The following is a 12,808-nucleotide window of genomic DNA, read 5'->3' as shown; positions in this document are numbered from 1 at the left end:
CGGGTGCACGCTAGGCCAGCCGGGGGCGTCATTCCAGCGCGATCGGGTCACGACTGTCCGGTTCGTGCCGCTCGTGGCGGTGACGGTCACGTTCGGCGAGCGTTGCGCGGGGTCACCGCGCGGCTCACCATGGTGACGACCACCTGCCGATAGATTCTGCGCGGCGTCCGGGCACCCCGGCACGCCACGTACGCACGCACGGAGGGCGGCATGGCGAACATCGACGAGATCCGGGCCGGGATCGGGCGGGCCAACCAGCAGGCCACCGAGAGCCTGGGCGCCCTGCGCCACGCCCGGCAGGCCATCGAGGAGGCAGGCTCGGCCTTCTCCCAGAACATCTACGGCACCGCCCAGGGTGACGCCGACGACGCCCGCGCCCGGTTCGCCGCCGCCTCCGAGAAGATCGACGAGGTGGAGCAGGCCCTGCACGTCGCCATGCAGTCCGCCGCCGACGTCGCCGCCCGGCTCTGAGGCCCGGCGCCCGCCCCGATGGCCCGCCGCCGCGAACGGATCCGGACCGCGTTCCAGAGCTTCCACTCCGCCGCCTCCGCCGCACTCGGTGCCGCCGAGGTCCGGCGGGACCGGGCGGCCGCGGCGCACGCGGAGGCGATGGCGGAGCTGTGGCTGCGGGAGACCGGGCACGACGCCGCCCAGCACGACCCGGGGCTCGTGCCGGTGCTGGCCAACCCGCGGCTCGCCGGCGTCGTCGCCCGGGTCGCGGAGGACCGCGCGCACGCCTTCGACGGCTGGCAGGACGACTCGCCGCAGGCGCTGTCGGACATCGTCGCCGGGGCCGCACCCGGTGCCGCCGGTGACGACCCGTCCGAGTGGAAGGCCGTCGCGGGCCGCGCCGAGGCCGTCGACGGCGTGCCGGAGATGTGGGCGCTGGGCACCGGCTCGGTCGAGGGCGGCACCCCGTTCCGGGTCGCCGTCCCGCTGCTCGACGGCGCGCACCTGCAGGTCGTGTCGTCGCCGCGGACCCGTGAGCGGGCCGAGTCCATGGTCGAGCAGCTGGTCCTGCGGCTGCTGCGCCACTACCGGCCCGGCGTCGTCAACGTGCACGTGTGGGACGTCGGCCAGCTCGCCGGGGCGCTGCCCGGTCTCTACCCGCTGACCCGCACCGGCCTGCTGACGGTGCACGACCCCACCCGGCTGGAGTCGCTGCTGTCGCAGCTCGCCGACCGGATCCGCCGGGTGCAGACCCGGGTGCTCGCGGCGGGTTGCTCGTCGCTGGCCGAGCTGGCGGGCGAGACGGGCAAGCGCCCCGAGTCGTGGATGGTCGCGGTCCTGGTCGGCAACGGCCGGGAGCTGCCCGAGGCCGAGCTGCGCCAGCTGCAGCGGGTCGCCCGCGGCGGGATCGCGGCCGGGGTGGTGCTCGTGCTGCTCGACGTGCCGGTCGGGCTGCGCCGCCCGGTGGAGGCGGTCGACTTCGGCGACCCGCCCGGCACCGATCCCGACGACGTGTCGATCGCCGTCCCCGTCCGGACGTCGCTGACCGGCCCGCACGTGCTCGTCGAGCCGGACGCCCCGGTGCCCCCCGACGACGTCACGAAGATCTGTACGGCGATCGCGGCGGCGCACGAGGAGTGGCGCGGCCGGCTCGGCGCGTTCGCCGACCTGCTCCCGGCCGGCCCGGACCGCGGGCGGGACCGCTCGCACCAGGGGCTGGTCACCGAGATCGGCTTCTCCGACGGGATGCCGTCCGAGCTGGTCCTCGACGACCACTCGCCGCACGCCCTGGTCGGCGGGCCCAGCGGGTCGGGCAAGACGAACCTGCTGCTGGCCTGGATCTCCGGTCTGGCCGCCCGCTACGGCCCGGACGAGGTCGAGCTGTACCTGCTCGACTTCAAGGAGGGCGTCTCCTTCACCCAGTTCGCACCGGACCCGGACGGGCACCGGCCGGACCGGCTGCCGCAGGCCAGGCTGATCGGCGTCAACATCAACACCGACCGGGAGTTCGGGCTGGCGCTGCTGCGCCACCTCTCCGAGGTCATGCGGTCCCGGGCCGAGGCGGCGCGGCGTCACGGCGCGACGAAGCTCTCCGAGCTCCGCGACGAGCTCGCCGACCGCGGGATCACGGGCCCGGAGGCCCGGCTGCCTCGGATCGTCGCCGTCGTCGACGAGTTCCAGTTCCTGTTCACCGGGCGCGACGCGGTGAGCGCCGAGGCCACCGCGCTGCTCGAGGACGTCGCCCGGCGCGGCCGGTCGCAGGGCGTGCACCTGGTGCTGGCCAGCCAGGACATCTCCGGGATCGACGCCCTGTGGGGCCGGTCGGCGATCTTCGAGCAGTTCGTGCTGCGGATCGCCCTGCCCCGCGCCCGGCGGATCCTGGCCCAGGACAACGAGGCCGCGCTGGAGATCCCCCGTTGGCACGCGGTGGTGAACCACGACTCCGGCGTCGAGCACGGCAACCGGGTGGTGCGGGTGCCCGAGGCCGGTGCGCCGTTGCTGCGCGAGGTGCAGCGCACCGCGTTCGAGACGTTCCCCGACGAGCCGGACCCGGTCGTCTTCGACGGGGCGCGCGCCCCCGCGCACGACGCGCTCGCTGCCAGGCTGCCCGACGACGGCGTCCCCCGCGCACTGGTCGGGCAGTTCGTCGACGTGCACGGCAGCCCCGCCGCGGCCGGGCTCGCCGACGGCCCGGGACGCAACCTCGGGGTGATCGGGCCGGACGCGCGGGCCGCCGTCCCGCTGCTGTGCGCGGCGGTGGAGTCCTACCTCGCCGCCCTGCCCGGCGACGACGCCCGGGTCGTGCTCGTCCCGCTGGCCGCCGATGCGGGCCCGGCCGCGGACGAGCTCGCCGGCCGGCTCCGCGCGGACGTCGAGAAGGTCGCCGCGGACGGGTTCGCGGAGCGGGTGCGGTCGCTCGCGGCGACCGTCCGCGACCGGACCGGCGCCGGGGCAGGCCACCCGCCGCTGGCTGTGGTGCTCTTCGGCGCGGACGTCGCCGAGGCGATGCTGGACCGGACCGGGACCGAGGACCTGCGGGCCGTACTGCGGCACGGGCCCGGTGTCGGCGTGCACGTGCTGGGCTGGTGGCAGGGCGCGCAGCGGCTGAAGACGCTCCTCGCGCCGCCCGGGGCCGCGATCGACGATCTCGGTGCGTGGGTGGCGACGGGCGTGCAGGGCGCCGACCTGGTCCCGCTGCTCGGCGGCCAGCCGCTGGACTGGATGCCGTCGCCGGGGCGGGCGCTGTTCCTCGACCGGGCCCGGCACTCGCGCCCGCAGCTGGTGATCCTGACCGACCGTGGAGGTGGCGGATGAGCGCTCCGGAGCGCTACCGCGAGGTGGTGTCCCGGCTGGCCGGGGCGGTCGTCGACCTGCGAGAGCGGGACGCGGAACGGGCCGCCGAGCTGCGCCGCGAGCTGCGCGGCACCGAACGGGAGCTGCGCGCGGCCGCCGACACCCTGACCCTCGCCCGCGGGATGTACGAGCTGCGCTGGGAGGCGGCGCTGCAGGTGCTGTGGTCGGCGGAGGAGCCGGGCAAGCCCCGGCCGCGGGCCGACCACCGGGCCGACCCGGCCCGGCACGCCGAACTCGAGCTCGAGGCCGACGAGGCGCTCGGGGCGCTCCGCGCGTCGGGGGACCGGCGCCTGTTCCGGCTGCGGCGCGCCACGGACTGAGTCCGGGCGCGCCGCGGGGGTGGTCTCCTGCGCGGTCAGCCGACCGGGACGACGCCGAGCACCAGCGCGGTCGCCAGCATCACCAGCGAGCAGACCGCCGCCCGCCAGATCACCTTCCGGTGGTGGTCGGCGAGGTTCACCTTCGCCAGCGACACGAGCAGCAGCAGCGCCGGGACCAGCGGGCTCGTCATGTGCACCGGCTGGCCGATGATCGACGCGCGGGCCATCTCCACCGGCTCGATGCCGTAGTGCCCGGCGGCCTCGGTGAGGATCGGCAGGATGCCGAAGTAGAACGCGTCGTTGGTGAGGAAGAACGTCAGCGGCATGCTCAGCACCCCGGTGATCACCGCGAACCAGCTGCCGATCGACGGTGGCACCGCCGCGACGATCCCGTTCGCCATCGCCGTCACCATGCCGGTGCCGGACAGCGCTCCGACCAGCACGGCCGCCGCGAACACCATCGCGACGACGGCGACGATCGACGCGGAGTGCGACGTCACCGCCTTGAGCTGGTCCTCGGGCCTCGGGAAGTTGACGACCAGCGCGATCGCGGTGGCCACGACGAACACCAGCGCCAGCGGCAGCACGTCCATGCCCAGCAGGACCAGGAGCGCGACCGTCAGGGCGAGGTTGAACCAGATCAGCTTCGGGCGCAGGGTCGGCCGGTCCGGGTCGAGGATGTCGCCCGTACCGCCGGTCGCGTCACCGCCGGTCGCGCCGTCGCCGGTCGCGCCGTCACCGGACGCCGGGCGCGCGGTTCCCGTGCCACCGCCGACACCCGCGAGCGCCGGCTCCCGCGCGGGGGCCATGGTCTCGGCCACGACGTCCAGCGTGCGGCCCGACGCCAGCAGCCGCTTGCGCTCCGAGCGGCCCAGGAACCAGGCGAGCACGAGCACGGTGAGGATGCCCAGGACCATGCCCGGCACCATCGGGTTGAACAGCTCCGAGGGCGAGACGCCCAGCACCGTCGCGGCGCGGACGGTCGGACCACCCCAGGGCAGGATGTTGAGCACGCCGTTCGCCAGGTTCGCGACGACCGTCAGCACGACCGGGCTCAGGCCGAGCCGCAGGTAGATCGGCAGCAACGCCGAGACGGTGATGATGAACGTCGTCGAACCGTCGCCGTCGAGCGAGACGACACCCGCCAGCACCGCGGTGAGTACGACCAGCCGGACGGGGTCGTTGTTCACCGTGCGCAGCACGAACCGGATGAGCGGGTCGAACAGCCCGACGTCGATCATCGTGCCGAAGAAGATGATCGCGAAGAACAGCAGCACGGCGGTCGGTGCGAAGTCCGAGATCGCCGTCATGATCGAGTCGACGACGCCCTCGTCACCTGCTTCGGCGACTCCGGTGCCGACGGTGACCAGCGCGAACGTCAGCGGGACCAGTACCAGTGCCAGGATCGGCGCGAGCCGCTTGGACAGGATCGGGTACATGAAGACCGCGATCATCGCGGACCCGAGAACGATGAGCATCGACGCTCCTCCTCCTGTGGTGGCAGAGAGGAACGCTAGGTTCGACGACGGCCGGGGCCACGCTTGCGGACACAGCTCTCGTAGTGGTCCTTGTGGTCCCGCTGCCCTACACCGTCGCGGCCCGCGCCCGCAGGCCCGCGAGGAGAAGGTCCAAGTAGTCCTCCGCGCGGGCGGAGGGATCCACGGGGTCGAGCCGGGCGGCGTAGGCCACCCCGCACAGCAGTCGCTGGACGTCCATGGCGGTGGTCCCGGCCGGCGTCGCACCCTCGCGCACCGCCCGGGCCAGCACGCGATCGGCGAGGAGCAGCACGCGGGCCTTGCGCCCGCTCGTCTCTTCCCGCTCGTCGTCGGTCGTGGCGAACACCTCGGCGAACCCCGTCACCCCCAGCTGCCGCACCAGCACGGCGCGGGCGAGCCGGGCCAGGCCCGTCGCGGCGTCCGGCTCCCCGGCGGCGGCCTCCGCCTCGGCGACCAGCTCGTCCAGCCGGCCGTCCATGAGGGCCTCCAGCAGGGCCCGCCGGGTCGGGAAGTGGCGGTAGACCGTGGCGACCCCCAGGCCGGCCTGCTTGGCGACGTCGTTGAGGGCGAGGGTGTCGTCGCCGGAGGCCAGCAGCAGGCGTCCGGTGTCCAGGGCGCGGTCGCGGTTGCGGGCGGCGTCGGCGCGGGGCACCCCGTCATCGTATCGGATGACTCATCCACTTCTGCTACTGTCGGAACCGGATGACTTATCCGTTCAGTTTCGGGAAGAGGACTCACATGAACGACCAGCAGGGACGCACCGTCGTGGTCACCGGGGCGGGCTCCGGGTTCGGCGCGGCCGCCACGCGCGTGCTCGCCGGGCGGGGCGCCCACGTGGTGATGGCGGCGCGGGACACGGCCAAGGCCACCAGGGTCCGGGACGAGATCGTCGCCGAGCAGCCCGGCGCCCGGCTCACCGTCCGGGCGCTGGACCTGTTCGACCCGGCGTCGGTGCGCGCGTTCGCCGAGGCTACCGACGAGGTCGACGTCCTGCTCGCCAACGCGGGGCTGGGGTCGATGCAGCGCGTCGTCGGGCCGCTGGGGGTGGAGCGCGGGTTCGCCACCAACCACCTGGGGCACTTCGCGCTCGCCGCCCTGTTGTTCCCGCGGATGGAACGGGCGGCGGCACCGCGCGTGGTCACCGTCTCGTCCAGCCTCTACCGCCGGGGCCGGATCCCGGAGGACCTCACCTACCGTGGGCGGGCGGCGATGCTGCGCTCCTACAACGACTCGAAGTTGGCCAACGCCCTGTTCGCCGTCGAGCTCGGCCGCCGCACGGCCGCCGCGGGATCACCGGTCGCCAGCGTGCTGGTGCATCCCGGCATGGCGAGCACGCCGATGCAGGACGGCCATCCGGCGCCGGTCCGCGCGGTTCTCGGGCTGCTCACGCGGTGGGTCGGCAACTCCGTCGACGCGGGCGCGGCGGCGCTGGTGGAGGGTGTGGTGGGCCGCGTGCCCGCCGCGGGCATCATCGGCCCCGACCGGCACGGCGGCCGCTCCGAGGTGCAGGCCCTGCGCGCGCCCGCCGACGACGTCGAGCTCGCCCGCAGGCTGTGGGAGCGGTCCGAGGAGCTCACCGGCGTCCCGTTCCCCGTCCGCGCCCCCGCGGTCTGACCACGTCCCGGGCCGGACCCGGGTCAGTCGTCGTCGGCGTCGTCGCGCGCGAGGAAGCTCGACAGGCGCTCGACGGCCGTCTCGAACTGCGGGTTCAGGTCGACGAAGGCCCGCAGCCGGTCGGCGAGCCACTCGACGCTGACCTGCTCGTCGCCACGCCGGTCGACGAGCTCCTCGATGCCGCGGTCGGTGAAGTACACAGGGCACAGGCTAGTCACGGGGGTGCCGATGGGTTCGGGTGTGGTGGTCGGATCGCCGCTGGTGATCGCGCTGCTCGCGCTCGTGGCGCTGGCCGCGGCCGCCGCGACGATCGGGGGTACCGGGACGGCGTGGTCGTCGGCGACCGCGGTGGCCCGTGCCGTCGCGCAGCTCGCGCTGGTCGCCCTGGTGCTGCTCGCCCTGGTCCGGACGTGGTGGGGGACGGCCGCGTTCGTCCTGCTGATGGTCGTCGTCGCGTCCTGGACGTCGGGCCGGCGGATCACCGGGGCTCGCGGGTGGGGGGTGGCCGGGACGGCGATCGTCGCCGGTGTGACGCCGGTGCTGGTCGTCGTGCTGACCAGCGGGGCGGTGCCCTTCACCGGTATCGCCGTCGTCCCGGTCGCCGGGATCGTGATCGGCGGGGCGATGACGGCGACGTCGCTGGCGGGCCGCCGGGCGCTCGACGAGCTGGGGACCCGCCAGGGCGAGCACGAGGCGGCACTGGCCCTGGGCCTGCTCCCGCGGGACGCGGCGCTGCTCGTCGTCCGGCCGTCGGCGGGCCGGGCACTCGTGCCCGCGCTGGACCAGACCCGCACGGTCGGGCTGGTGACGCTGCCGGGCGCGTTCGTCGGGGTTCTGCTGGGCAGCGGTGATCCGGTGCAGGCCGCGGCCGCCCAGCTCCTGGTGCTGGCGGGCCTGCTGGCGGCCGAGACGATCGCGGCGACGGTCGTCGTGGAGCTGGTGGCCCGAGGACACCTGCACCGCCCCTGACACGCACCGCACCACGCCGCCCGGACCGATCGTGCGCGACCGAACCCCGTCGAGATGAGGTCCAGCGTCGTCCTGTGATCGACGATTCGCGCTGAGCTGCATCTCGGCGCGGGACGGGACCGGCGGGTGCGGGAAGCCCGGAACGACGGAACGGCCGGGCGCGGAGGACCCGCGCCCGGCCGTCCGGGACTGCTCAGGCGATCAGGACTTCGCGAACGCCTTGTCGATCAGCTCGGCCTGCTCGACCTCGTGCACCTTCGACGAGCCCGCGGCCGGGGCCGCCATCCGCCGCCGGGACACCCGGGTGAAGCGGCCCTGCAGCTGTGGGAGCTTCTGGGGCAGCTCCAGGCCGTAGTACGGCCACGAGCCCTGGTTGGCGGGCTCCTCCTGGACCCAGCGCACGCTCTGCGCGTCCGGGTACCGCTCGAGGATCTCGGCGATCTGCTCGGTCGGCATCGGGTAGAGCTGCTCGACGCGGACCAGCGCGGTGCCGTCGACCGAGGTGTCGCCGTTCTTGCGGCGCTTCTCCTTCGCCGCGGCGAGCTCCCAGTAGATCTTGCCGCTGCAGAACAGCACCCGGTCGACGCCCGACACCGGGCCCGTCGTGGCCCGGTGCTCCGGGTCGTCGATCACCGGGCGGAACCGGCCCTCGGTGAAGTCCGACAGCGGGCTGACGACCTGCTTGGCCCGCAGCATCCACTTCGGCGTGAAGACCACCAGCGGCCGGCGCACCCCGTCGAGGGTGTGCTGGCGCAGGAGGTGGAAGTAGTTCGCCGGTTCGGAGGGCAGCGCGACCGTCATCGAGCCCTCGGCGCACAGCTGCAGGAACCGCTCGATGCGGCCCGAGCTGTGGTCGGGGCCCTGGCCCTCGAGGCCGTGCGGCAGCAGCAGTGCGACGTCCGACAGCTGGCCCCACTTCGCCTCACCGGACGAGATGAACTCGTCGATGATCGACTGGGCGCCGTTGACGAAGTCGCCGAACTGGCCCTCCCACATCACCAGCGCGTCCGAGTTGGCCACCGAGTAGCCGTACTCGAACCCGACGGCGGCGAACTCGGAGAGCGCCGAGTCGTAGGGCAGGAAGCGGCCCTGGCCCTCGGCGAGGTTGCGCAGCGGGAAGTACTCGGCACCGGTCTTGCGGTCGATCAGCACCGAGTGGCGCTGCACGAAGGTGCCGCGCCGCGAGTCCTGGCCGGACAGCCGGACCAGCCGGCCGTCGATCGCCAGCGAGCCCATGGCGAGCAGCTCGGCGAACGCCCAGTCCACGTTGCCCTCGCGGGACATGGTGTAGCGCTTCTTGAGGACCGGCTCGACCCGCTTGTGCACGGCGAAGCCCTCGGGCAGCGTCTCGTGGACGTCGCCGATCCGGTGGACGATCTCCAGCGGGATCGAGGTGTCCAGGTCGGACGGGACCTGCTGCTCCTGCTCGATCGACGGCGAGATCACCGGCGGGGTCTTCTCGAGCTCGCGCACCTCGTTGAAGACGTGCTCCAGCTGGTTGGAGAAGTCCTTGAGGGCCTGCTCGGCCTCCTCCATCGTGATGTCGCCCCGGCCGATCAGCGACTCGGTGTAGATCTTCCGGACGCTGCGCTTGGCGTCGATCACGTCGTACATCGACGGCTGGGTCATCGAGGGGTCGTCGCCCTCGTTGTGGCCCCGGCGCCGGTAGCAGATCATGTCGATCACGACGTCGTTGTTCCAGCGCTCGCGGTACTCGACCGCCAGCTTGGCGACCCAGACGCAGGCCTCCGGGTCGTCGCCGTTCACGTGGAAGACCGGCGCGCCGATCATCTTCGCGACGTCGGTGCAGTACTGCGAGGAGCGCGAGTGCTCCGGCGCGGTGGTGAAGCCGACCTGGTTGTTGACGACGACGTGCACGGTGCCGCCGGTGCGGTAGCCGCGCAGCAGCGCCAGGTTCAGCGTCTCGGCCACGACGCCCTGGCCGGCGAACGCGGCGTCGCCGTGCATGAGGACGGGCAGCACGGTAAAGCCGCCGTCGCCCTTGTCGAGCAGGTCCTGCTTGGCGCGGACGATGCCCTCGAGCACCGGGTCCACGGCCTCCAGGTGCGAGGGGTTCGCGGTCAGCGAGACGGTGGTCTCGCCGTCGCCGAACATCCGGAAGTACTTGCCCTCGGCGCCCAGGTGGTACTTGACGTCGCCGGAGCCGTGCGCCTGGCCCGGGTCGAGGTTGCCCTCGAACTCGCGGAAGATCTGGCTGATCGGCTTGCCGACGATGTTGGCCAGCACGTTCAGCCGGCCGCGGTGCGGCATGCCGACGACGACCTCGTCGAGCTCGCGCTCGGCGGCCTTGTCCAGCACGGCGTCGAGCAGCGGGATGACGGTCTCGCCGCCCTCCAGCGAGAAGCGCTTCTGCCCGACGTACTTGGTCTGCAGGAACGTCTCGAACGCCTCGGCGGCGTTCAGCCGCGAGAGGATGTACTTCTGCTCGCTCTGGTCCGGCTTCTGGTGCGGGACCTCGATCCGCTCCTCGAGCCACTTGCGCTGCTCCGGATCGGCGATGTGCATGTACTCGGTGCCGATGGTCCGGCAGTACGACGCGCGCAGCAGGCCGAGCACGTCGCGCAGCTTCATGTGGCTCTGGCCGCCGAACCCGCCGACCGCGAAGTCGCGGTCGAGGTCCCAGAGGGTCAGCCCGTGGGACAGGACGTCGAGGTCCGGGTGCCGGCGCTGGCGGTAGTTCAGCGGGTCCGTGTCGGCCATCAGGTGGCCACGGGTCCGGTAGGACTCGATCAGCTCGAGGACGCGGGCGGTCTTGTCGACCTCGCCCTCGGGGAAGTCCTGCACCCAGCGGATCGGCTCGTAGGGCACCCGCAGGGAGGCGAAGACGTCGTCGTAGAAGTTGTTCTCGCCCAGCAGCAGGTGGTGCACCCGGCGCAGGAAGTCGCCGGACTCGGCGCCCTGGATGATCCGGTGGTCGTAGGTCGACGTCAGCGTGATGATCTTGCTGATGCCGAGCTCGGCCATCCGCTCCTCGGACGCGCCCTGGAACGCGGCCGGGTACTCCATCGCGCCCACACCGATGATCGCGCCCTGGCCGACCGTCAGCCGCGGCACCGAGTGGTTGGTGCCCAGGGTGCCCGGGTTGGTCAGGCTGATCGTGGTGCCGGAGAAGTCCTCGGCGGTGAGCTTGCCGTCACGGGCCTTGCGGACCATGCCCTCGTACGCCGCCCAGAACTGGGCGAACGACATGTTCTCGCAGCCCTTGATCGACACGACGATCAGCGAGCGGCTGCCGTCCTTGCCCGGCATGTCCATGGCCAGGCCGAGGTTGACGTGCTCGGGGGTGGCGACCGCGGCCTTGCCGTCGGTCTCGGCGAAGTGCCGGTTCATGTTCGGGAAGTCGGCCAGCGCCTTGACCAGCGCGTAGCCGATCAGGTGCGTGAACGAGAGCTTCCCGCCGCGGGTCCGCTTCAGGTGGTTGTTGATGACGATGCGGTTGTCGGCCAGCAGCTTGGCCGGGACCGCACGGACACTCGTCGCGGTCGGCAGCTCCAGCGACGCGGTCATGTTCTTGGCGATGGCGTTCGCGGCACCGCGCAGCGGGGTGGTGGTCGCTCCACCCCCGTCCTGTGCCGGCCTGGCCGCCTTCGACGTGCTCCCGGCCGCCGGCTTCGCGGCGCCGTTCGTGGAGGGCGCGCTGCCGGTGCGGAGCTTCTCGTCGGCGGGCGGGGCCTCGGCCTTGGGCGTGACCGGCGGCGGGACGTCCCGCGACGAGCCGGACGACCGTCCGCTCGCCCGGCCGCCGTTCCTGACGGCCTTCTGGGTCGGCGCCGACGAGGTGTCGGACCCCTCGTCGTCCTCGGTGGCCGATCCGCGGGTCACCCCGCCGGAGCTCGCCGACGGGGCGGACCCGTTGGCCGCGGATCCGGTGGCGCCGCCCGTGTCGGCCGTCTCACCGGACGCGGGGCGCTTCTCACCGTCCCCGCCGCCGTAGTCGGCGAAGAACTCGTGCCAGGCCGGGTCCACGGCCGACGGGTCCTCCTGGAAGCGCTGGTACATCTCCTCGACGAGCCACTCGTTGGGACCGAAGTCGCCCGCCGGATGGGAGGTACTGCTCGATGACACTCTGCGTCAACCGCCTTGTTCAGCTGCTCGATTTGTCGCGACCGGGTACCAGGTTAGTCCCCTCCGCGCGAGCGGTGGCAGTGTGCCGGGTCCCATTCCGTGACCGTCCCGTGATCATCAGGGACCGGACCGGTACACGACACGATTCAGAAGCCGGGAGGTGACCCCAGGACGTCGACCACGGAGGTCTCGACGGTCGTCTCGGCGACGACGGTGCCGACCGGCGGGCCGACGCGGGCCGGGCGGCGGACGGTGTCGCGCTCGCCGGCGTACTGGCCGTCGACGGGGGAGACGAACAGCTCGGAGCGGACCGGGCCGTCGTCGTGCACGAGGGTCGGGTGGAGGTCGCCGTCGAGGTTCGCGGCCTCGCCGAGCTCGACCGCGGGCAGCAGGCGCAACGCGGTGTAGAGCACGGCCCGCTGCGCGGCCGGGACCCGGCAGGTGCGCAGCGCGTCGACCGCGCTCTGGAACGGGCCGGTGTAGCCGCGGCCGGGCGGGCTCTCCTCGATCAGCCGCTGCAGCATCGCCTCGGGCTCGACCGGCAGTGTGGCCAGGAACTGGGCCGTCGGGTTCGACCACGAGCCGGGCCGGGCGGCCGGCAGGTGGCCGTGCAGCTCGGCGTAGAAGTCGCCGTGCGGGGCGCGGAACCGGCCGGTCGGCCACTGGTCGGCGATCCGGAACCCCTCGTCGACGGCGCGGGCCCCGTCCCCGGACAGCCAGCGCACCTGCCCGGTCAGCTCGCGGTCGAGCAGCCAGTCCGCACCGGGGTCGACCGGCGTCCACTGCTGGAGGAGGTGCTCGGAGAAGTGCACGCAGACCTCGTCACCGGCGAACCAGGTGCCCATCCACCAGGCGTGCGTGGCCGTGTGCCGGTACTGCCCCGGGGAGATCGGCTCGTCGGAGGTCCGGATGGCCAGCTCCAGCAAGTCGGTGCTCCTCCTCGTCGTGCTCGGGGGGCTGCCCCGTGCGCGGTGACCGTGGACGACCTCACACATTCTGTACGCATCGGATACCGGCCGT

10 protein-coding genes are annotated in these 12,808 nt (G+C 73.2%); 5 read left to right on the top strand and 5 right to left on the bottom strand.

The genetic code is table 11. From position 1 onward, the window contains the following. The first annotated feature begins 210 nt into the window (after positions 1-210). The 3 genes from Ae150APs1_RS10880 to Ae150APs1_RS10870 are packed head-to-tail and all read left to right on the top strand — an operon-like array spanning position 211 to position 3,623. Complete coding sequence (locus Ae150APs1_RS10880) at positions 211-471, top strand: hypothetical protein (protein ID WP_075297338.1); 261 nt, start codon at positions 211-213, stop codon at positions 469-471. Between the two features lie 18 nt (positions 472-489). Then, complete coding sequence (locus Ae150APs1_RS10875) at positions 490-3,264, top strand: FtsK/SpoIIIE domain-containing protein (RefSeq protein ID WP_075297337.1); 2,775 nt, start codon at positions 490-492, stop codon at positions 3,262-3,264. Then, positions 3,261-3,623 (top strand): hypothetical protein, encoded by a 363-nt coding sequence (locus Ae150APs1_RS10870; RefSeq protein WP_010225837.1) that lies wholly within the window; start codon positions 3,261-3,263, stop codon positions 3,621-3,623. Before Ae150APs1_RS10875 ends, Ae150APs1_RS10870 begins: the two co-directional genes overlap by 4 nt. A 35-nt stretch (positions 3,624-3,658) precedes the next feature. Here Ae150APs1_RS10870 and Ae150APs1_RS10865 read toward each other — a convergent pair whose 3' ends face one another. Beyond that, positions 3,659-5,101, bottom strand: coding sequence for an SLC13 family permease (locus tag Ae150APs1_RS10865; protein WP_075297336.1), 1,443 nt, complete (start codon positions 5,099-5,101; stop codon positions 3,659-3,661). 106 nt (positions 5,102-5,207) lie between these two features. Then, on the bottom strand, positions 5,208-5,771 hold the full coding sequence (locus Ae150APs1_RS10860; RefSeq protein WP_075297335.1) for a TetR/AcrR family transcriptional regulator: 564 nt from the start codon (positions 5,769-5,771) through the stop codon (positions 5,208-5,210). 86 nt (positions 5,772-5,857) lie between these two features. Between Ae150APs1_RS10860 and Ae150APs1_RS10855 the strand changes: the two genes are divergently transcribed. Beyond that, positions 5,858-6,733, top strand: a complete 876-nt coding sequence (locus tag Ae150APs1_RS10855) for an SDR family NAD(P)-dependent oxidoreductase (RefSeq protein WP_212567200.1) — start codon at positions 5,858-5,860, stop codon at positions 6,731-6,733. A gap of 23 nt (positions 6,734-6,756) precedes the next feature. Here Ae150APs1_RS10855 and Ae150APs1_RS31985 read toward each other — a convergent pair whose 3' ends face one another. After that, complete coding sequence (locus Ae150APs1_RS31985) at positions 6,757-6,933, bottom strand: DUF6104 family protein (RefSeq protein ID WP_010225846.1); 177 nt, start codon at positions 6,931-6,933, stop codon at positions 6,757-6,759. Between the two features lie 28 nt (positions 6,934-6,961). Here Ae150APs1_RS31985 and Ae150APs1_RS10850 point away from each other — a divergent pair, with 28 nt between their 5' ends. Next, entirely contained in the window at positions 6,962-7,702 is a 741-nt protein-coding gene (locus Ae150APs1_RS10850; protein ID WP_075301969.1) for an ABC transporter permease, read from the top strand. Positions 7,703-7,903: 201 nt separating this feature from the next. Here Ae150APs1_RS10850 and Ae150APs1_RS10845 read toward each other — a convergent pair whose 3' ends face one another. Together Ae150APs1_RS10845 and Ae150APs1_RS10840 are read right to left on the bottom strand one after the other, a co-directional pair. Continuing rightward, entirely contained in the window at positions 7,904-11,788 is a 3,885-nt protein-coding gene (locus Ae150APs1_RS10845) for a multifunctional oxoglutarate decarboxylase/oxoglutarate dehydrogenase thiamine pyrophosphate-binding subunit/dihydrolipoyllysine-residue succinyltransferase subunit (protein WP_010225848.1), read from the bottom strand. Positions 11,789-11,934: 146 nt separating this feature from the next. Beyond that, positions 11,935-12,714 carry a hypothetical protein gene (locus tag Ae150APs1_RS10840; protein ID WP_010225849.1) on the bottom strand — a complete coding sequence of 260 codons (780 nt, stop codon included), beginning with the start codon at positions 12,712-12,714 and terminating at the stop codon, positions 11,935-11,937. Positions 12,715-12,808 lie beyond the last annotated feature (94 nt).

Source organism: Pseudonocardia sp. Ae150A_Ps1 (assembly GCF_001932315.1).
GTDB lineage: Bacteria > Actinomycetota > Actinomycetes > Mycobacteriales > Pseudonocardiaceae > Pseudonocardia.
The sequence above is the reverse complement of the archived record's forward strand: the minus strand, read 5'-3'. Positions and strand labels throughout refer to the sequence as shown.